At 72.6% G+C, this 19,955-nt stretch carries 19 protein-coding genes; 10 read left to right on the forward strand and 9 right to left on the reverse strand.

Features of this window, described 5'->3' with window-relative positions:
- Positions 1 to 28 precede the first annotated feature (28 nt).
- Together KK483_RS32995 and KK483_RS33000 are read right to left on the reverse strand one after the other, a co-directional pair.
- Positions 29 to 1,804, reverse strand: a complete 1,776-nt coding sequence (locus tag KK483_RS32995; RefSeq protein WP_262008876.1) for an MOSC domain-containing protein — start codon at positions 1,802 to 1,804, stop codon at positions 29 to 31.
- A 158-nt stretch (positions 1,805 to 1,962) separates the two neighbouring features.
- Positions 1,963 to 2,394, reverse strand: coding sequence for a CGNR zinc finger domain-containing protein (locus KK483_RS33000; protein ID WP_262009796.1), 432 nt, complete (start codon positions 2,392 to 2,394; stop codon positions 1,963 to 1,965).
- A gap of 45 nt (positions 2,395 to 2,439) precedes the next feature.
- Between KK483_RS33000 and KK483_RS33005 the strand changes: the two genes are divergently transcribed.
- From KK483_RS33005 to KK483_RS33025, 5 genes are all read left to right on the forward strand, one after another.
- Positions 2,440 to 2,583 (forward strand): hypothetical protein, encoded by a 144-nt coding sequence (locus KK483_RS33005; RefSeq protein ID WP_262008877.1) that lies wholly within the window; start codon positions 2,440 to 2,442, stop codon positions 2,581 to 2,583.
- Positions 2,584 to 2,870: 287 nt separating this feature from the next.
- Complete coding sequence (locus KK483_RS33010) at positions 2,871 to 3,686, forward strand: GNAT family N-acetyltransferase (RefSeq protein WP_262008878.1); 816 nt, start codon at positions 2,871 to 2,873, stop codon at positions 3,684 to 3,686.
- A gap of 178 nt (positions 3,687 to 3,864) precedes the next feature.
- A complete protein-coding gene (locus tag KK483_RS33015; protein ID WP_262008879.1) occupies positions 3,865 to 5,892 on the forward strand; it encodes a beta-N-acetylglucosaminidase domain-containing protein in 2,028 nt (675 codons plus the stop codon).
- Between the two features lie 248 nt (positions 5,893 to 6,140).
- On the forward strand, positions 6,141 to 6,611 hold the full coding sequence (locus KK483_RS33020) for a cation:proton antiporter regulatory subunit (protein WP_262008880.1): 471 nt from the start codon (positions 6,141 to 6,143) through the stop codon (positions 6,609 to 6,611).
- A 4-nt stretch (positions 6,612 to 6,615) separates the two neighbouring features.
- A complete protein-coding gene (locus KK483_RS33025) occupies positions 6,616 to 7,854 on the forward strand; it encodes a cation:proton antiporter (protein ID WP_262008881.1) in 1,239 nt (412 codons plus the stop codon).
- A gap of 66 nt (positions 7,855 to 7,920) precedes the next feature.
- Here KK483_RS33025 and KK483_RS33030 read toward each other — a convergent pair whose 3' ends face one another.
- Positions 7,921 to 8,901 carry an alpha/beta hydrolase gene (locus KK483_RS33030; RefSeq protein WP_262008882.1) on the reverse strand — a complete coding sequence of 327 codons (981 nt, stop codon included), beginning with the start codon at positions 8,899 to 8,901 and terminating at the stop codon, positions 7,921 to 7,923.
- A gap of 168 nt (positions 8,902 to 9,069) precedes the next feature.
- Here KK483_RS33030 and nhaA point away from each other — a divergent pair, with 168 nt between their 5' ends.
- The gene (gene nhaA / locus KK483_RS33035) at positions 9,070 to 10,956 is read left to right on the forward strand and encodes a Na+/H+ antiporter NhaA (RefSeq protein WP_399015653.1); all 1,887 of its coding nucleotides are present in this window, start codon (positions 9,070 to 9,072) and stop codon (positions 10,954 to 10,956) included.
- Positions 10,957 to 11,037: 81 nt separating this feature from the next.
- On the opposite strand, the gene KK483_RS33040 is transcribed toward nhaA, so the two are convergent.
- From KK483_RS33040 to KK483_RS33055, 4 genes are all read right to left on the reverse strand, one after another.
- Positions 11,038 to 11,334: a DUF6510 family protein gene (locus tag KK483_RS33040; RefSeq protein ID WP_262008883.1), complete on the reverse strand. Its 297-nt coding sequence runs from the start codon at positions 11,332 to 11,334 to the stop codon at positions 11,038 to 11,040.
- A gap of 1 nt (position 11,335) precedes the next feature.
- Positions 11,336 to 12,091 carry a ferredoxin reductase gene (locus KK483_RS33045; RefSeq protein WP_262008884.1) on the reverse strand — a complete coding sequence of 252 codons (756 nt, stop codon included), beginning with the start codon at positions 12,089 to 12,091 and terminating at the stop codon, positions 11,336 to 11,338.
- On the reverse strand, positions 12,061 to 12,660 hold the full coding sequence (locus KK483_RS33050; protein WP_262008885.1) for a molybdopterin-dependent oxidoreductase: 600 nt from the start codon (positions 12,658 to 12,660) through the stop codon (positions 12,061 to 12,063). Before KK483_RS33050 ends, KK483_RS33045 begins: the two co-directional genes overlap by 31 nt.
- Before the next feature lie 110 nt (positions 12,661 to 12,770).
- A complete protein-coding gene (locus KK483_RS33055; RefSeq protein WP_262008886.1) occupies positions 12,771 to 13,508 on the reverse strand; it encodes an SDR family oxidoreductase in 738 nt (245 codons plus the stop codon).
- Positions 13,509 to 13,804: 296 nt separating this feature from the next.
- Between KK483_RS33055 and KK483_RS33060 the strand changes: the two genes are divergently transcribed.
- Positions 13,805 to 14,251 carry a cupin domain-containing protein gene (locus KK483_RS33060; protein WP_262008887.1) on the forward strand — a complete coding sequence of 149 codons (447 nt, stop codon included), beginning with the start codon at positions 13,805 to 13,807 and terminating at the stop codon, positions 14,249 to 14,251.
- A gap of 222 nt (positions 14,252 to 14,473) precedes the next feature.
- On the opposite strand, the gene KK483_RS33065 is transcribed toward KK483_RS33060, so the two are convergent.
- Together KK483_RS33065 and KK483_RS33070 are read right to left on the reverse strand one after the other, a co-directional pair.
- Positions 14,474 to 15,922: a flotillin family protein gene (locus KK483_RS33065; RefSeq protein WP_262008888.1), complete on the reverse strand. Its 1,449-nt coding sequence runs from the start codon at positions 15,920 to 15,922 to the stop codon at positions 14,474 to 14,476.
- 148 nt (positions 15,923 to 16,070) lie between these two features.
- Entirely contained in the window at positions 16,071 to 16,580 is a 510-nt protein-coding gene (locus KK483_RS33070) for a hypothetical protein (protein WP_262008889.1), read from the reverse strand.
- A 244-nt stretch (positions 16,581 to 16,824) separates the two neighbouring features.
- On the opposite strand from KK483_RS33070, the gene KK483_RS33075 reads away from it, so the two are divergent.
- From KK483_RS33075 to KK483_RS33085, 3 genes are all read left to right on the forward strand, one after another.
- The gene (locus KK483_RS33075; RefSeq protein ID WP_262008890.1) at positions 16,825 to 17,715 is read left to right on the forward strand and encodes a potassium channel family protein; all 891 of its coding nucleotides are present in this window, start codon (positions 16,825 to 16,827) and stop codon (positions 17,713 to 17,715) included.
- 281 nt (positions 17,716 to 17,996) lie between these two features.
- Positions 17,997 to 19,088, forward strand: coding sequence for a zinc-dependent alcohol dehydrogenase family protein (locus tag KK483_RS33080; RefSeq protein WP_262008891.1), 1,092 nt, complete (start codon positions 17,997 to 17,999; stop codon positions 19,086 to 19,088).
- A gap of 5 nt (positions 19,089 to 19,093) precedes the next feature.
- On the forward strand, positions 19,094 to 19,933 hold the full coding sequence (locus KK483_RS33085) for a pyridoxamine 5'-phosphate oxidase family protein (RefSeq protein WP_262008893.1): 840 nt from the start codon (positions 19,094 to 19,096) through the stop codon (positions 19,931 to 19,933).
- The last annotated feature ends 22 nt before the right edge of the window (positions 19,934 to 19,955 follow it).

Raw genomic sequence — 19,955 nt, forward strand, 5'->3', positions numbered from 1 at the left:
CGGACACCCCCTAAACGTGTCCTGCGGCTCAGAGGTCGAGGACGACTTCGGTCGTCGGGCGGCTGCAGCAGGCGAGGACGGTGCCGGCCTCGGGTGGTTCGAGGGGCTCGGGGGCATAGGTGACGTCGCCCGAGACGAGCGGCGTGACGCACGTGTGGCAGACGCCCGTGCGGCAGGACCAGCGGGTGGGGATGTCGCAGTCCTCGGCGAGTTCGAGGAGCGAGGTCCGGGTCGGTGACCACGGTGTGGTGATCCCGCTGCGGGCGAAGGTGACGAGCGGGCCGGTGCCCGTGGGGCCGGGCGGCTGGTGCGGCCGGACCGGGGCGGTCGGCGTGATACCGGGGTTGACGGCGGGCAGGGCGGTGAACGCCTCGGTGTGGATGCGCTCGGGGCGCAGGCCGTGTTCGCGCAGCCGGCGGCCGACGTCGTCCATGAAGGCGGGCGGTCCGCAGAGGTAGGCGTCGGCGTCCTGGGGGACGCCCGTCTCGGCCAGTGAGCGGGCGGTCATGCGGCCCTGGTGGATGTGGGGTGCGTCGGGCCGGGATCCGGCTTCGCGCGTCGCTGTGCCGGAGCCCGCCGCGGTGTAGTGGATGTGCTCATGGCCGTGGGGGAGTTGGGCCACCAGCGCATGGGCCTCGTCCGCGAAGACGTGGTGGGCGCGGTCGCGGGCTGTGTGGATCCACCAGATGGGGCGCGGGTCGCGTACGGCGGCGAGCCGGTGGAGCATCGCCAGTACGGGCGTGGCGCCGATCCCTGCCGAGACCAGGGCGACGGGGCCGGCGCCCTGGTCGAGCACGAAGGTCCCGCGGGGGCTCGCGACGTCCACGAGGTCCCCGGGGTGGAGGCTGGCGTGGAGGTGGCCGCTGACCCGGCCGTGGGGCTCGCGTTTCACGCTGATGCGGTAGGTGCCGGCGCCGGTCGCGGCGGACAGGGAGTAGCTCCGCACCGTGGGGGCGCCATCGCCTGTGGCGACGCGGAGGGACAGGTACTGGCCGGGCCGGGCCTCGGGGAGCGGCGTGCCGTCGGCCGAGTCGAGGTGGATCGAGGAGACGGTGGGGGTCTCGGGGACGATACGGGCGACGCGCAGGGTTCTGAAGCCCGCCCATCCTGGTTCCTGCCCGGGCTGCTGGTCCGGCTCGTCCTGCTGGTGCTGCTGGTGCTGCTGGGCGGAGGCGAGTTCGCGGAAGGACTGCTGCCATCCGGGGCTGAGGGCGGGGATGTCCAGCGCCTTCCGCAACCGGGCCGGGTCGCGGTGGGGTAGGTAGAGCAGCGCGTCGGTCTCGGCGACGCTGAGCTCTTCCGGGCCCTTGCGGACGAGGGTGATCTCGTCGCCGGCCCGGACGTGTCCCTCGGTGAGGACGCGCAGGTAGAAGCCGGGGCGCCGGTGGGCCACCAGGAGCGAGGCCATGGCGGGCTCGCCCAGGCGCATGCCGACGCGGTAGCAGGTGACACGGGGCTGGGTGACCTCGAATTCGGCTTCGCCGATGCGGTACCGGTCGCCGATGCACACGTCGTCGTCGCAGAGCCCGTCGACGGTGAAGTTCTCCCCGAAGATCCCGAAGGTCAGGTCGTCGCGGCCGAGTTGCTCCTGCCAGTACCGGTAGGACTGCGACTGGTAGACGAGAACGGCGCGCATCTCGCCGCCGTGCCCGGCCAGGTCTCCCTGCCCGTCGCCGTCGATGTTCAGCCGCCGTACCATCCGGGGGCCGTCCACGGGGGCTTTCCACACACCGGTGCGGACGGTCCTTCCCTGCCAGGGGACGTCCTTGGGCATCCCCACGTTGACGGACAGCAGTGTCGCCATTGCGGTTCTCCTGCGTGCGTGCACGTGTCCACGTGTGCCTGAGTACGTGCGTGCCTGGGTGCCGGGTGCCTGGGTGCCTGGGTGCCTGCGTGGGCGGCCGGGGGCAGCCTGTGCTGCGGTCGATATTAGTTCTTCGTCCGGTACTGGCGCGTCGGCGCTCAGTCGGCCGGGGGCTGTTCGGCGGCGCCGTCGCGGCTGCGCTGGTAGTGGCGTCTGGCCTTCATCCGGTTGCCGCAGAGGGCCATCGAGCACCACCGGGCCTTGTTGCCCTTGCTGCGGTCGAGGAGGAAGAGCCGGCACTCCGGATTGGCGCACGCCCGAAGCCGGCCGGGCATGGTCTCCAGCAGCCTGCTCCAGGCCAGCACCGCCTCCACTGCCATCCGGCGCTCTTCGGGTGCGTCGAGCCTCCAGGACACCCCCTCGGGGGAGACCTGCGGGTGCGAGGTGACGCCCTCGACGAGAGCGGTGAGCGATGTGGCCGGCAGGCTGCCGCGGATCACGCCCTGCAGGGCGTCGCGGGCCTGCACCAGGTGGCGGCGCTCCTCCGCGGTGCCGCTGCCGCCGTGTGCCTGCTGCCAGGCCCGGGCCACCGTCAACGGACTGGAGGTCTTCTACCGGAACCCGGGCAGAGGGCCGTGGCGCACGGCGTCGACCGCGACCTGGCGGCCGACGACGCCGACGACGCCGACGACGCCGACGACGCCGACGACGCCGACGACGCCGACGACGCCGACGGCGCCGACCAGGCGGACGAGGCGGGAGAGGCCGGCTCCCGCTGAGCGCGGTCCCGCGGTCCCGCTGCCCCGGCGCTGCGTTGGCCCGCCGAGCGCCGCGAACACGGAAAGCCGCTGGTCGGGCCCGTGGACCGCCGCCCGGAAGCGGCGCTCCGCGGCAGGGCCGGCGTGAGTCCCGACCAGACACCTCATTTCGCCTGATTGACTACTTTCGTTTGTCTTCTTGTTCCTCTTCGAGCCGCGCTTCGAAGCATCCTGTAGCACCGCCGACGCGCCGGTGCGCGGTGGCGGGCAGCACTCCGATTCACGAAGGACCGAAGGACCGAAGTCCCTTGCCCGCACCCGTCGTTCTCACCGGCCGCAGGACGCGCCTTGAGCCGCTCGGCATGCACCACGCGGAGGCCCTGGCCGAGGCCGGGGCCGAGGACCGCGCGACCGCCGCGTTCACCCTCGTTCCCCACGGTCCGGAAGCGGCCAGGAGCTATGTCGAATCCGCCCTCGCCGAGCAGGCCGCGGGCCGGGCGCTGCCCTTCGCGGTGGTCGCCGTCGCGGACGGCAGGGTGCTGGGTTCGACCCGCTTCCTGGAGCTGGACTACTGGCAGGGGCCGCTGGTGTGGCCCTGTGTGCCGGGCGTCCCGTACGGCGATCCCGCCGTGGCCGTGCCCGACGCCGCTGAGATCGGCAACACCTGGCTCGCGCGGCGCGCCCAGGGAACCGGGGTGAACACCGAGGCGAAGCTGCTGATGCTGCGCCACGCCTTCGAGACCTGGGGCGTGCGCCGGATCTCCTTCCGCGCCGACGTCCGCAACCTGCGCTCGCGCGCCGCCATCGAGCGGCTCGGCGCCACCTGCGAAGGCGTCCGCCGGGCGCACTCGCGCGGGCTGGACGGCGCCGTCCGCAGCACGGCGTTCTACTCGATCCTGGACGACGAGTGGCCCGCTGTGCGCGACGTCATCGAGCTGCGCATCGCCGCGGCCGCGTCGCTCGCCGTTCCGGAACGGACCGCGGACGGCCGCCTCATCGAGCTGCCCGCGACGACGGTGCCGATGCCTTCCCTGCCGATGCCTGCCGTGCCGGCGTCCGTCGTGCCGTCCGTCGTGCCGTCCGTGGTGTCGGCGGCGGCCTGTCTCGCGCCGCACTCCGCCTGATCGCGTCGGCCGGCGCCAACCTCCCGTTAACGAAAGGTCCTTGCGGGAATTCGTCCGGTGGTCGCCGTTGACCTGCCCGCATACGGCTGCGAGACTCGCGGGGCGGTCGAGTGGTTTAGACCCCCCGTCGGCTTCTTGCGTTCTGGTCGATCACCCCAGTGTGAACATTGGAGACACCGTGAGAACTAGCAGGATCGCGTGGGGCGCCCCACTCGCAGCCGCGATCACCGCAGCCGCTCTCGTGCTGAGCGCTTCGCCCCCCACCCCCGACTCCTCGTCGCCCCGAGATCTCGCGGCCGAGCCCGCCGGCTCCGCACTGCCCGCTGTCCACCCCACGCCCCAGTCGCTCACCCGGGCCGGTGCCGACGTCCCCCTCACCCGCAGGGCCGTCCTCGTCACCGACGCCCGCACGGACCCGGCGGCCGAGGCCCGGCTGCGCGAGATCCTCAGGGCGCACGGGGTGACGAGCATCGCCACCGCCACACCTCGCCAGGCGACGGCGGCCCCCCATGGGCCGGGCGACGGAAGCCTCACCGTGCTCCTCGGCCCCGCCTCCCGGTCCGACATCGCCGAGGCACTGGACGGCACCCGCGCCCCCGAGCGCGCCGAGGGCTACGCGCTGAGCGCCCGGTCGCAGCGGCAGGCGGCGGACGTGATAGCCCTGGGCGGCCACGACACCGCCGGGCAGTTCTACGCCGTCCAGACCCTGCGCCAGCTCCTCCGCCCCGCCGGGGGCCACCGCTGGTCCGTGGCCGGTGTCCGGGCCGCCGACCACCCCGCCATGCCGCTGCGCGGCACCATCGAGGGGTTCTACGGCCAGCCCTGGACCCACCAGGAACGCCTGGACCAGATGGACTTCTACGGCGACGTGAAGGCCAACACCTACATCTACGCGCCCAAGGACGACCCGTACCACCGCGGCAAGTGGCGGGAGCCCTACCCGGCCGACAAGCTCAAGCAGCTCGGCGAACTGGTCGGCCGCGCGGCCGCCAACCACGTCCGCTTCACCTTCGCGGTCTCTCCCGGCGAGTCCATCTGCTACTCGGACCCCGCCGACCGCGACGCCCTCAAGGCCAAGCTCCAGGCCCTGTACGACCTGGGCACGCGCGCGTTCTCCCTACCGCTCGACGACATCAGCTACACCCGCTGGAACTGCGACGGCGACCAGGCGGCGTACGGCGCCCCCGGACGGGCCGCCGCTGCCGCGGCCCAGGTCGACCTGCTCAACGACATCCAGCGGAACTTCATCGCCGGTCACGAGGGCGCGCAGCCCCTGCAGACCGTTCCCACCGAGTACGGCGACCTGACCGACACCGCCTACAAGCAGGCCATCCGGGCCACGCTCGACCCCGCCGTGGTGATGATGTGGACCGGTACGGACGTCGTACCGCCCAGCATCACCGGCGCACAGGCCGAGGCGGCGTCCGCGCTCTTCGGCCGCAAGGTCTTCGTCTGGGACAACTATCCGGTCAACGACTACTTCAACACCAGCGGACGGCTGCTGCTCGCCCCGTACGACAAGCGAGAGGCCGGCCTCTCCGGACACCTCAGCGGCATCGTCGCCAACCCGATGAACCAGCCCTACGCGAGCAAGGTCGCCGTCTTCGGCGCCGCCGCCTTCGCCTGGAACGACCACGCCTACCAGGCCGCCACGAACTGGCACGGGGCGATGTCCTACCTCGCCGGGGGCGACCGCGCGGCCACCGAAGCCCTGCTCGTCTTCGGCGACCTCCAGCACCTCGCCCCCACCTTCGGGTCCACGCCCTGGCAGAACCAGGCCCCCCGACTCACCGCCCGCGTCCAGGAGTTCTGGGCCGACTGGGACGGCGGCGACCGCGACCGCGCGGTCAGGGAGCTGCGGGGCTACGCACGGGGCATCCAGCAGGCGCCGGCCGTCATCCGCGGCGGCGCGGTGCAGCAGGGATTCGTCACCGACGCGGACGACTGGCTCGACGCCACCGCGCTGTGGGGCGAGGCGACGGTGAAGATGCTCGACGCGCTCGCCGCCGGGAACGCCGGTGACGAGGAGCGCGCCGGCAGGCTGGCGGCCGAGTCCCGCGGGCTTCAGGACCGGGCCAGGGCGATCCGCACCGCACCGGCCCGCAACACCTGGGGCGAGGCCCAGCCCAAGGTCGGCGACGGCGTCCTCGACGCCTTCCTCACGCAGGCCGAAGCCCGGCTCGCGGGCGGGGACTTCGCCCGGTAGGGCCACAACCGGCCTTCCGCGCCCGGGGCGTCGCCGACGGCGCCCCGGGCGCGGGCCGTACAGGCCCCGGACGGCGGGTCAGGGTGCGCACGCACCGGCTGTCCATCCGTGCCGACACCCATGGTCCGCCCTCGGGACGGGATGGCAGCATGTGTCTTCCCGCCCCGCAGCGTCACGCCCGTGTCCCGCAGCGCGGCACCCAGCACACCGGAAGACGAAGGGATGGGCAGGAAGTGCCCGCTGCACGGATGAGCACCACGCCGCTGCCAGGCATAGGTGTCCAGTACGACCTCACCACGCGCGAACACCGCCATCTGTCGGTGATCGCACACCGGGACGGCACCCGGACGGTGAACGTCTACCGGGCCGACGACCCCGACGCCTGCGCCCACTCGCTGCATCTGACGGCGGGGGAGGCGACGTCGCTCATCGACGCGCTGACGCCGGACCACCACAGCCCGACCCTGCTGCACACCACCGACCTCGGACTGGTCGCCGAGCGGATCGAGCTCTCCGCCCACTCGCACTGGAACGGCCGGGTGCTGGGCGAGACGCGGATGCGGACCGAGACCGGCGCGTCCATCGTGGCCGTGCTGCGCAGGGCCGGAGCGATCCCCTCGCCGGCGCCCGACTTCCGGCTCGCCGGCGGGGACACCATGATCGTCATCGGCACCCGCGAGGGCGTCGAGGCGGCCGCCGCGATACTCGGACGGGAGTGACCGCGTGCACTCGGCGCTCTTCCTCATCGAGTTCGGCGCGATCATCCTCGGACTCGGTCTGCTCGGCCGTGTCGCGGGCCGCTTCCGGTTCTCCCCGATACCGCTCTACCTGCTGGCCGGACTCGCCTTCGGCAAGGGCGGACTCCTCCCGCTCGGCGCGAGCGAGGAGTTCGTCGCCATCGGTGCCGAGATCGGCGTCATCCTGCTCCTGCTGATGCTCGGTCTGGAGTACACCGCCAGCGACCTCGTCTCCAACCTCAGGACCCAGTACCCGGCCGGACTCGTCGACTTCACCCTCAACGCCGTGCCCGGTGCCCTCGCGGCGCTGCTGCTCGGCTGGGGGCCGGTGGCGGCGGTCGTCCTCGCCGGGGTCACCTGGATCTCGTCGTCCGGCGTCATCGCCAAGGTGATGGGGGACCTGGGACGGCTCGGCAACCGCGAAACCCCCGTGATCCTCAGCATCCTGGTCCTCGAGGACCTGGCCATGGCCGTCTACCTGCCGATCGTCACGGCCCTGCTGGCCGGGGTGAGCCTGGCCGCAGGCAGCGTCACCCTGACGATCGCGCTCGGTGTGGCCGGGGCGGTGCTGTTCGTCGCCGTCCGCTACGGCAGGGTCATCTCCCGCTTCGTCTCCAGCGACGACCCCGAGAAACTGCTGCTGGTCGTGCTCGGCCTGACACTGCTCGTGGCCGGCATCGCCCAGCAGCTCCAGGTCTCCGCGGCGGTCGGCGCCTTCCTGGTCGGCATCGCCCTGTCCGGGGAGGTCGCCGAGGGCGCCCACGCCCTGCTCAGCCCGTTGCGGGACCTGTTCGCGGCCGTCTTCTTCGTCTTCTTCGGCCTGCACACCGATCCCGCCAGCATCCCGCCCGTGCTCCTGCCCGCGCTGGCCCTGGCCGTGGTCACGGCGTGCACGAAGGTGGCGACCGGCTACTGGGCCGCGAAGCGGGCCGGCGTGGGCGTCAAGGGCCGCTGGCGCGCCGGCGGCACGCTCGTCGCGCGCGGCGAGTTCTCCATCGTCATCGCCGGCCTGGCCGTCACCGCCGGCATCGAGCCCGCGATGGGCCCGCTGGCCACCGCGTACGTACTCATCCTCGTCGTCATCGGCTCGCTCACCGCCCGCTGGACCGAGCCGCTCGCCGCCCGCCTCACCCGGCACCGCGGCCGGACCTCGGCCGCGGTGCCCGAGGTGAGGGAGCGGGTGGACCGGGCCACGGACCCGTTGGCGGGGAGCCGCGGCCACTGAAGGCGCCCGGGGTCCCGCACTCCCCGGGGCCCCCGGCCTCCGGTCCCGGGTTCCGGGGTCCGGCGCTCAGGCCGGGTGGTGCCCGTTCGTGCCCAGGGCGTCGCTGAGCACGGTGATGGCCTGGGCGACGGCCGCGCGCGTGGCGTGGGTGTCGCTCAGCGGGTTGAGCATCATGAAGTCGTGCGTGATGCCGTCGTAGCGGACCGTGGTGACGTCGACTCCCGCGGCGCGGAGCTTGGCCGCGTACGCCTCGCCCTCGTCGCGCAGGACGTCGGCCTCGTCGACGATGACGAAGGCGGGCGGCAGGCCGGCGAGCTGGTCGAGTCCGGCCTTCAGGGGGGAGGCGGTGATCTCGCTGCGCTGCGTGCGGTCGGGGGCGTAGGCGTCCCAGAACCACTCCATGGCCTTGGCCGTGAGGAAATAGCCCGTGGCGAAGTCGGAGTAGGACTTGGTGTCCATGTCCGCGTTGGTGACCGGGTAGAACAGCGACTGCTGGACGAAGCGGACGTCTCCGCGCTCCTTGGCCATCAGCGCCAGCGCGGTCGCCATGTTCCCGCCCACCGAGTCGCCCGCCACCGCCATACGGTCCGGGTCGAGGCCGTGGGCGGCGCCCTCGTGCATGACCCACTGGGCGGTCGCGTAGCCCTGCTCGATCGCCACCGGATAGTGCGCTTCGGGCGAGCGGGCGTACTCGACGAACACCACCGCGGCCCGCGCTCCGTCCGCCAGTTCGCGCACCAGCCGGTCGTGGGTGTCGGCGTTGCCGAGAACCCAGCCCCCGCCGTGCATGTACAGCACGACCGGAAGCGGCCCGGTGGCGTTCTGCGGCCGGACGATGCGGACGCGGACGTCACCGACGTCGGCGGGGACCGTCATCCACTCCGAGTCGACGGAGAGCTTGTCGATCGGCGCGGCCTGGATGTCGTCGAGCACCTTGCGGGCCTTCTCGGGGCCCAGCTGGTAGAGGAACGGCGGTTTCGACGACGCCTCGGAGATCTGCTGGGAGGCGGGTTCCAGGACGAGGCTGCCGGCGGACTGGGTGGTCATGACGATCTCCTTGGAATCTCGGACGGTTGCTGACCGAGCAGATGTAGGCGCCATATGCCACCAGGGTCACTCGCACGGGTGGTGATCGCATCCGTCGATCCCCGGCCCGTGACCGCGGCGCAGGGCCGTCGGGAGGCCGAGTCGGGCGGGACCCACGACGATGGCGGGGTGAGCGAAGGCGCGACGCCCCAGGGCTTCTCCGGTCTGACCGCTTGGAGCAGCGACTCACGGTCACCGCTGCGGGACTTCCTGCGTACGGAGACCGGCAGCGCCGTGGTGCTCATGGCCGCGGCCCTCGCCGCCCTCGCCTGGGCGAACGCGGCACCCGCGGCCTACGAGGCGCTGTGGCACACGGAGCTGTCCGTGCGGGTCGGGCGGTACGGGGTCGGCCTCGGGCTGCGGGAGTGGGTCAACAGCGGCCTGATGGCGGTGTTCTTCTTCGTGGTCGGACTGGAGGCGCGCCGTGAGTTCGACATGGGTGAGCTCCGTGAGCGCAAGCGCGTGACCCTGCCGCTGCTGGCCGGTCTCAGCGGCATGCTCGTGCCCGTCGGCGTCTACCTGGCCGTCAACGCGGGGGAGCCGTCGGCGCGCGGCTGGGGGGCGGCCATGTCCACGGACACCGCGTTCGCGCTCGGCATGCTCGCCCTCATCGGCAACCGGATGCCGCCGGGCCTGCGCGTGTTCATCCTGACCCTCTCCGTCGTCGACGACTTCGTGGCCCTCGCCGTCGTCGCCGGCGTCTACAGCGGTCCCCTCTCGATGGCGGCCCTGCTCTGGGCGGCCGCGGTGTTCGCCCTGGTCCTGGTGGCGCGTGCGGCCGGACTGCGCTGCGGGGCGGTGTACGCGCTGCTCGGGGTGGTGCTCTGGCTCGCGTTGCTGGAGTCGGGAATCGACCCGGTCGTCACCGGGCTCGCCATGGGGCTGCTCACCAGTGCACATCCCGCGGCGCGCAGCGAACTCGAGCGGGCGAGCGACCTGTTCCGCTTCTTCCGGGAGCAGCCCACCCCGGATCTCGAACGCTCCCTGCGACGCGGGCTGGCCTCCGCGATCTCCCCCAACGAACGTCTGCGGCAGCAGTACCACCTGTGGACCAGCTTCGTCGTCGCGCCGCTCTTCGCGCTCGCCAACGCCGGTATCGAGCTCAGCGGCGAGCAGCTCTCCCGGGCGTTCACCTCGCCCATCACCCTCGGCGTCCTGCTCGCCCTCGTCCTCGGCAAGCCCCTGGGAATCCTGGGCGCCTCGTCGCTGACGACGCTGCTGAGCGGAGGGCGGCTGCGGCCCCCGGCCGGCTGGGGCGCGGTCGCGGTCGGTGGCTCCCTCGCGGGCGCCGCCTTCACGGTGTCGCTGCTCATCGCCGACCTCGCCTTCGACGGCACCCAGCTGGCCGACGCGAAGGTCGGGGTGCTCAGCGCCGTTCTCTGCTCGTTCGCGCTCGGCCTGCTGCTGACCCGGCTCCTCTCGCTCCTGCCCAAGCGGCCGCGTCTGCGGGCCCTGCTCGGCCGCGCCGAGGCCATGGTCGACCTCGCGGTGCCCGTCGACCCCGAGCGCGACCATGTGCGCGGCCCGAGCGACGCCCCGGTCACGGTCGTCGAGTACGCCGATTTCGAGTGTCCGTACTGCGGTCGGGCCGAGCCGGTGATCCGGGAGCTGCTCAGGGACGTCGGGGACGTCCGCTACGTCTGGCGCCATCTGCCGCTCAACGACGTGCACCCGCACGCCCAGCTGGCCGCGGAGGCTGCCGAGGCGGCGGCCGGGCAGCAGCGCTTCTGGGAGATGCACGACCTGCTGCTCGACCACCAGGGCGCGCTGCTCGCCCCCGATCTCCTGCGGTACGCGGCGGAACTGGGCCTGGACACCGAACGGTTCCGACGTGACCTGGCCGCGCACCGGGGCGCGGCGCGGGTGGCGGAGGACGTCGAGTCGGCGGACCTCAGCGGGGTGTCGGGGACACCGACGTTCTTCGTCAACGGCCGCAGGCACCACGGTGCCTACGACATCGCCGGGCTCAAGGCCGCGGTGCGGGAGGCTCGGGCCCGTGCGGTCGTGATGGGCTGATGCGGGTGCACGAGCGGCACGATGCGGGCACGCGCGTCCGTGCTCCGCTCACGCGCCGTCCATGGGAAGTCCGTGCTCCGCTCACGCGCCGTCCATGGGAAACGCGAGCGCCACGGCGCCCCGCAGGTCGAGCCAGAGCGTCTGCGTGCCACGGACCATGCGCAGCACCACCTCGTCGCACCCCTCGCAGCGTGCCACCAGGCCGGGGGCGTGCGCGTACACTCGCAGCGCGGCCACGGGTTCCGTGCGGCCGCAGTGCGCACAGCGGCTGGTCGCGGTGGTCACGTCGACCGCGAACACCTCGGAGAGCGGCCCCGCCAGCGCGTTGCCGTCCATGTACGCGTACTCGGCGGGGGAGCCGTCTGCCGGAATCGTCATCTCATCCTCCACTGGGGCCGAAACGCTCCGTCCTGATGCGCTCGGGAGGGTGGCCGAGGAGCACCAGGGCGGCGGCGGCCCGCTCGACGAAGCCGGTGGGTCCGCAGACGTAGCAGGCCGGAGCGAAGTCAGGGGGCCATCCGTTGCGCACCAGATCCTCGGCTGTCAGCCGGCCCGGCGGGCGCGGCCAGTTCTCGGGCGCCGTACGCGTGTAGACGTAGGCGGTGTCCAAGCCCGGTGAGCCCTTGCGCAGTTCGGTCGCGTACAGACGGGCCTCGGGGTCGCGTACGGAGTACAGCAGCCTGAAGGGCACGCGGCTGCCCGCCGCGTCCCGCGTTCGGATCATGGACATCAGCGGCGCGAGCCCGGAGCCGCCTGCCACCAGCAGGACCGGCTCCCCCTGTTCGGGCCGCCAGACGAACCAGCCGCCGACGGGCCCGCGGATCTCCACGAAGTCCCCCGTCAGGAGCTCGTCCACGAGGTACGGCGACACCTCGCCGCCGGGCACGCGCTGCACGGTCAGCTCCACGCGCTCGCCGTCCGGTGCGGAGGCCACGGAGTAGCTGCGATGTGCGCGGTACCCGTCCTCCGCCGTCAGCCGGACGTCGATGTGCTGGCCCGCCAAATGCCCCGGCCACTCCGGCACATGCAGTACCAGCGTCGTCGCGGTCGCCGACTCCGCGTGCCGGTCCACGACCTCGCCGGTCCGCCAGCGCGGACGGTCGCCTAGTCGCCCTGATAGCGCTGTTCTCGCCATGGGTCTCCGTAGTCGTGATAGCCGGCGCTCTCCCAGAACCCCGGTTCGTCGTCCAGGCGGAGCTCGATCCTGCGCACCCACTTCGCGGACTTCCACAGGTACAGGTGCGGGACGAGGAGCCGCGCCGGGCCGCCGTGTTCGGGAGCGAGGTCCTCGCCGTCGTAGCGGTGCACGATCCACGCCTGTCCGTCGAGGAGGTCCTCCAGCGGCAGATTGGTGGTGTACCCGCCGTAGGCGTGGACGAGGGCGAACTCCGCGGCCGTCTCCACGTCCCCCAGCAGCACGTCCAGGGAGACGCCCTGCCACTCCGTGCCGAACTTCGACCATCTGGTCACACAGTGCAGGTCGACCGTGGGCGTCTCCATGGGCAGCGCCGTGAACGCCGCCCAGTCCCAGCTGTGCCGGGCACCGTCCTCGGTGGTGACGTCGAGTTCCCAGTCCTCCTGCGCCACGCGCGGGGTGGGGCCGGCCGACAGCACCGGGAAGTCGAACGTCTCGAACTGGCCGGGCGGCAGCTTCCGGTCGTCGGTGGGCCGTCGACCGTGGAATCCACGCGAGACAATGGGCACATATCCAGCATGACCACGGTGTGGGCGATCGGGCCACTTGAGTGTGTCATGTACATCGAACAGCGTGCCGGACAAGGGCGTGGCGGCGGTGTCCGGCACGGCCGCCGCGGCTACGACTGCTGGAGCCAGTCCCTGTAGTGCGTCGGGGCGATGTAGGCGTCCTCCGGCGCGGTCAGCACGTCCCCGGGGACCACGGCGAACATGCCCGCCTCCTCGTCGGTGACCACGCTGCGGCCGTCGGGGCGGGCGGTCAGAGTGATCCGGCCCAGTTCGTCGAGGGTGAAGACATCGGGGCCCGCGATGCTGCGGGTGCCCTGCAGGGGCGCCTCGGAGGCGGTCCCGGCGACCGCCGCGGCGACGTCGGCGGCGGCGATGGGCTGCACGGGAGTGGACGGCAGCCGGACCGTGTCACCATCGGTCGTCATCGACATGATCCCCTGCACGAACTCGTAGAACTGCGTGGCATGCACGATCGAGTACGGCACCGACCCGTTCTTGAGGGCGTTCTCCTGGGCGACCTTGGCCAGGTAGTAGTCGAGCCGTGGCACCTTCTCCACGCCGACGATCGAGAGGATCACGGAGTGCCGGACCCCGGCCGCCTCCGCCGCGGCCCCGATGTTCCTCATCGACGTCTCGAAGAAGCCGATGGACGCCTCGTCGAACGTGGGGGAGTTCGTCAGGTTGATCACCACGTCGGTGCCCGCGAGAGCCTGGTCCAGGCCCTTGCCGCTGAGCACGTCGACCCCGCTGGAGAGCGAAGCGGGTACGACCTCGTGGCCGGCCGCTCTCAGCCGTTCGACCACCTGCGAGCCGACCAGGCCGCTTCCGCCCAGGACTGTGAACTTCATGGCACGCACCCTTCGTCGAGTTCTGGTTCAGGGAAGAGCCGGTCACGGCCACCTGCGACCACCGTACGCCGCACAAGGGATGAACCGCGCGGAACCGGCATTCCGTCTGTCGGTGCGCCTGCCGGTGTGCCCGCTTGTGTGCCCGCTGGTGCGCTGCCGGTGCACCGGCTCCTGTGCGCGGCCGGCCGGGACGGCTGACCTGCGGACCTGCACACAGGCGGCGTACGCTCGTTGGCGTTGGCGTACCTGCCCGTGCCGTCGATCTCCGTGCCGACGCCAAGGCCGGAGGTGGCGTGATGGCGAACAGCGAACCCGTGGCGCCCCCCCCGGAGGGCCAGGGACCGCGGTCCGAGGCATGGAAGACGGCGGTCACCGTGATCCAGGAGGCCAAACCGCCCCATGTGCCCGAGGGCGCGGAGGTCATGACCCTGGTCGTCGAGTTTCCCCCCGGAGATCCCGGCACACCTCCGCACCGGCACTCCGGACCGGCCTTCGGCTATGTGCTGGAGGGCGAGATGCTGTTCGAACTGGAGGGGGAGCCCGAGCGGGTCGTCCGGGCGGGGGAGGCGTTCTGGGAGCCGGGGGGCGACGTGATCCACTACCAGGACGGCAACAACCGCACGGACATCCCGAGCCGGTTCGTCGTCACGATGATGTGCGAACCGGGCAAGCCCATGCTCGTCCTCGTCGACGATGAGGAACTGGAGCAGCGCAAGGACAGGCGAGCCCCCCGGCCGTCGTAGCCGTCGAGCCGCTTTCGGCACCGAGCCGTGCCGTGCCGAGCCGTCCTGTGCCGTCGTCCTGAGCCCTGACGTGCCGTCGTGCTGAGCCGTGCGTGCCGTGAGCTGCCGCTGCCGGGGTTGCGACGGCATCCGGGTGTGACCGCCCCCGGGGCGCGCGCGGGGGGTGCGGGGCAGGGGACCCCGCACCCTTGTGCGTGAGGAGGCTTGACCGGCGGCCTCTCGCTATTCGGTGATCTCGATCTTTCCGTTGGCCACGGGCGGCTCGGCCAGGGGCGGCTCGGCCACCGGCGCCGCGTTGCCGCCGCCTCGGGCGGTGATGCCCTTGAGCAGCTGGGCGAGGTCAACACCCGTGGTCGCGCCGAGGAGTTCCATCCCCTGGGCGACGTTGTCCGTGACCGTACGGGACAGCTTGCTCGCCCCGTCGGTGGAGATGACGGTCAGTCTGTCCACGGCGCTGAGCGGTTCGGCCGCCTTGGCGACGACCTGCGGGAGCACCTCGACGAGCATCTGGAGGACGGCCGCGTCGCCGTACTGCGCGAAGGCGTCGGCCTTCTTCCGCATCGCTTCGGCCTCCGCCGTCCCCTTCGCCGCGATCGCCGCGGCATCGGCGTCTCCTTCGATGCGCACGGCCTCGGCCAGCGCCGCCCGGTGGAGCTTCTCGCCCTCACCGGTCAGCCGTGCGCGCTCCGAGGCCGCCTCCGCCTCCTTCACCAGGGCGATACGGTGCGCCTCGGCCTCCTGCTCGGCCTGGTAGCGGGCCGCGTCGGCCGGCTTGCGGACCTGGGTGTCGAGCTGACGGTCGGTCAGCGCCGCCTGCCGTTGGGCCACCTTCTCCTGCTCGGCGAGGACCTCCTGCTGGCGGGCGGCCTCGGCGAGCGGACCCGCCGCGTTGGCCTGCGCCGCGGCCTCGTCCGTCTGGGCCTTGATCTCGGCCTGCTTCAGGTACAGGGTCCTCTGGGCGACCGCGATCTCCTCCTCGGCCTTCAGCCGGGCCTGCTCGGCGGCGCGGCGCGCCACCGCCTCCGCGATGTCCGCCTCCTGCCTGGCGCGGGCGGCCTCGGGCCGGCCGAGGTCCTCCAGATACGAGCCCTCGGTGGTGATGTCCTGGATCTGGAAGGCGTCGAGCACCAGGCCCTGCCCCGAGAGGCTGGCCTCGGCCTCCTCGGCGACCTGTCCGGCGAACGCGGCCCGGTCCCGGATGATGTCCTCCACGGACATACGGCCGACGATGGACCGCAGCGCGCCCGACAGCACCTCCTGCGTGAAGCCGACGATGCCGGCCTGCTGCATCAGGAACCGCTGGGCGGCGGCCCGGATCGAGTCCTCGGTGCCGCCGACCTTGACGATCGCCACGCCCTCCAGGTTCGCCTTCACACCGCGCAGGGTGACCGCGCCGCGCACCGCGACCGGGATGTGCCGGCTGGACAGGTCGAGGGTGAACTTCTGCTGCACGAACGGGACGACGAAGACACCGCCGCCGACCACGACCTTCTGGCCGCTGTTGTCCGTGAACACCCGGCCGGTCTCCGGATCGGTGGACCTCTTGCCGCGGCGGCCGGTGACGATGAACGCCTCGCTGGGACCGGCGACCTTGTACCGGGTGACGACCACCAGGGCCAGCAGGACGAGGAGTACGACGACTCCCACCACCGCGGTGACAACTGGACTCATGACGAATCCTCCCCCCTGCCTCCCCGGGGGACGGCAGATCTCGTGGACTGAACTGAACTGAACGGAACGGAACGGAACGAACGGAACGGAACGAACGGAACGGAACGAACGGAACGGAACGAACCAACTCGTGGAACTACGGGCGCGGTCAGCGCTCGACGGGACGGACACGGACCGAGGTGGGCGACAGCGCGGCCTCCACCCACACCTCCGCACCCCGCTGGACAGGCCCGGCGGCCTTCGCGGCGAACTTCACCGGCTGCCCGGCCAGGCGCAGCAGCACCTCGCCGTACCCGTCGGCCGGGATGGCCGTCACGACGGATCCCGCGGTGCCGACGAGATCCTCACCGCGGGGCGTGTCGGCGGCCTGATCGCGCATCAGGGCACGGCTGAACCTCCACGTCAGCCAGCCCGCCGCGATCCCGGCGACCACTCCGGCGGCGGTGGCGGCGCCGGCCCCCAGGCCGGTCGCGCCCAGCACGATCGCGCCGCTGAAGCCGAACATCGAGACGAACCCGGCCATCACTGGGAGCGACAGCCATCCGTCGAAGACCCCGTCCAGGACACCGTCGAGGAGACCTTCCAGCACTCCGTCGAGAACCAGCGCGAGTGCGAGCAGCACCACTCCCGCAATGCCGAGACCCAGAAACAAGCCCACGCCGTGCCTCCCCCGAAACCATCGGTCGACCGCCGGTCGCCCTCGCCCTTCACGGATCCTTCCACCGGGCGGGGGAAAGTTTCATTGCCGTGTTCCGGCAGTCTTGACGACTTCTTGATGCCGCACACGCCCCCGCCGACCTGCCGCACACGCCCCCGCCGACCGCCGAGGCGTGGCCTGCCCGGGACGCGGCGGGCCGCCGTGCATCCTGGGCATCTCGTACGCCGTGCTTCGGGAGTCGCGTATGGAATGGCTGGTCACCTTGGCCGGAGCGGGGCTGGTCATGCTCGCGCTGCGGGATGTCTTCCATACGCTGTGGCATCCCACCCGTCGCGGCGGGCTCAGCCGGCACGTCATGACGGCGCTGTGGAAACTGTCGCAGTGGCTTCCGCTCCGCCGGCGGGCGGCGGGACTCGCGGGTCCGCTCGCCATGGTCACGGTGGTCGCGATGTGGGCGGGCACGGTGGTGGTGGGATGGGCGCTGATCTACTGGCCGCACCTGCCGGAGGGCTTCTCGTTCGCCGCCGGCCTGGAGCCCGCCGAGCACAGCGGGCTCGTCGACGCGCTGTACATCTCGCTGGTCACCGTGGCCACCCTCGGACTGGGCGACATCGCCCCCGTCGAGCCATGGCTCAGGATCGTCGCGCCGCTGGAAGCCCTCGTGGGCTTCGCCCTGCTGACCGCCACCGTCTCCTGGGTCCTGGAGATCTACCCCGCGCTCACCCGCAGACGGGCGCTCGCCCTGCGGCTGTCGCAGCTCCAGCGCAACGACCCGTCGCCGCTCCAGCCGGACTCGGCACCGGGGGCCGGCGTCCTGGAGAGCCTCGCCGCGGAAGTGGCCCGCATTTCGGTCGACTTCCTCCAGTACCCCGAGTCCTACTACTTCCACGAGGGCGAGGACCGCACCTCCCTGGCCGCGCGGGTCCGGTACGTCGCCGACCTCGCCGACCTCGCCGACCTCGCCGACCGGGGCGACGGAGCCCGGCACGCCGACGTACGGCTCGCCGCCGCGCTGCTCACCACCGCTCTCGCCGACCTCGCCGCCATCCTCGACCAGCGCTTTCTGCACAGCGGTGGCACGGTGCGGGACGTCTGCCGTGCCTACGCGGAGGATCACGGCAGAGGCGGGAGCTGAGCCGCGCGCCGGTGGCCGGGCTGCGGTCGGGCGCGGGCTGCGGTCGGCGGTGGCCGCCGGGGGACGCGGTTGCGGCGGCGCCGGGCGGCGAGACCCTGGAAGAGTCCACGGGCGCACCGCAGGCGGTCTCCCGCCCGGATGCGGTGCGCCCGTGCCGGATGGGCCGACGGGGCCCGGCGGAGGGCCGTCCGGCCCAAGCGCTCGGGACGTCCGCCGGGACACGCTGGCCGTGACCGGGGGCGGACGGCCGGGGACACCGTGCACAAGGGAAGGACGCCGGCATGAAGGCACTCGTCTTCCAGGGACCGGGGCAGACGTCCTGGCAGGACGTACCCGACCCGGGCATCAAGGACGCGGCGGACGTGATCGTCCGCGTCGACGCGGTCACCATCTGCGGCACGGACCTGCACATCATCAAGGGCGATGTGCCCGACGTGGCGCCGGGGACCGTCCTCGGGCACGAGGCCGTCGGCGAGGTGATGGAGACCGGCGGGGACGTGCGCACCGTCCGTCCCGGCGACCGGGTGCTGGTGTCGTGCATCGCCGCGTGCGGGCGCTGCCGCTTCTGCCGCGAGAACCGGTACGGGCAGTGCCGGGGAGGCGGCGGCTGGATCCTGGGCCACCTGGTCGACGGGACCCAGGCCGAGTACGTCCGCGTGCCCTTCGCCGACCTGTCCGTGCACCCGCTGCCCAGCCAGGTCGACAACGACGACGCCGTCCTGCTGGCCGACATCTTCCCCACCGCCTACGAGGTCGGCGTGGTGAACGGCCACGTCCGCCCGGGCGACACCCTCGTCGTGGTCGGCGCGGGCCCGATCGGGCTGGCCGTGATCGCCACGGCCCGGCTGTACACCCCCGGGCGGATCATCGCCGTGGACCTGGCCGCCTCCCGCCTGACCGCGGCGCGGGCCGTCGGCGCCGACGCGACGGTCAGCGCCGAGGAGGAGCCGGAACGGCTGGTCGAGGACCTGACCGACGGACTGGGCGCCGATGTCGTCGTGGAGGCGGTGGGCGTACCCGAGGCGTTCGAGATGTGCACCCGCATGGTGCGGCCGGGCGGCCGGGTCGCGAACGTCGGCGTCCACGGCAAGCCCGCGGCGCTGCACCTCGAAGACCTGTGGATCAAGGACGTGACGATCACGACCGGGCTGGTCGACACGCACTCCACGCCGCTGCTGCTGAGGATGATGGCGGCGGGCAGGCTCCCCGCCTCCGGGCTGGTCACCCACCGCTTCGAACTGGGGCAGATGGAGGAGGCGTACGACGTCTTCTCGCGCGCCGCCGACACCGGTGCGCTCAAGGTGGTGCTCGGCGGTCCCCGGCACGACACTGTCGACCGGCCGGCGGAGCCGCTGTCTCCACCGAGGGTGTGAGGGCCATGCGGAAGGCAGAATCCGGGCAGCCGGGTGGCGGCACCGGAGCCGGAGCGGCTGCCGGATCCGGTGGCGGCGCGGCTGCCGGATCCGGTGGCGGCGCGGGTGGCGGATCCGGTGGCGGAGCGGGTGCGGGCACGGCACACGGCCAGTGCACGGACCTGGGGCGGCGCGTCGCCGCCCGCCGCCAGGAGCTCGGGCTGACCCGCGAGCAGCTCGCCGAGCGCAGCGGCGCCGCGGCCACCTACATCGAGTACGTCGAGGAGCGGTCGGCGGCCCCGGGCATCGGTGTCGTCCTGCGGATCGCCGACGCGCTGGAGACCACGGTCGCGGAGCTCACCGGCGGTGCCGCCGAGCAGCCGCCGGGCAGGAGCAGCGCGTCGCGCAACGCCGAGCTGCTCGAACTCGATGATGCGGAGTGCCGCGAGCTGCTGTCCACGCACGGCGTCGGCCGCGTGGCCGTGTTCACGCCGGACGGCCCGGCCGTCGTCCCGGTCAACTACCTGGTATCCGGAGGGGACATCGCCTTCCGCACGGCGCCCGGCAGCGCCGCGGCCGCCGCCGACGGGGCCGAAGTGGCCTTCGAGGTCGACCACATCGACGATGCCTTCCGCCGGGGGTGGAGTGTGCTCGCCGTGGGGCCGGGTCGTGCGGTCACCGACCCCGATGCCGTCGGCAGGCTGGAAGCGGAGGCGCCCACACTGCCCTGGGCCGGCGGTGAGCGCCGGCTATGGCTGGCGATCACACCGACCCGTGTCACCGGCCGCAGGATCGTGAACCCCCAGGCCGGCCACGGCCCGTGCGGAAGCGCGGAGGACACGGCCCGGGGCGTGTCCGACCCGTAGCGCCGTCGCCGCGGCCGCCTCG

Source organism: Streptomyces sp. FIT100 (assembly GCF_024584805.1).
GTDB lineage: Bacteria > Actinomycetota > Actinomycetes > Streptomycetales > Streptomycetaceae > Streptomyces.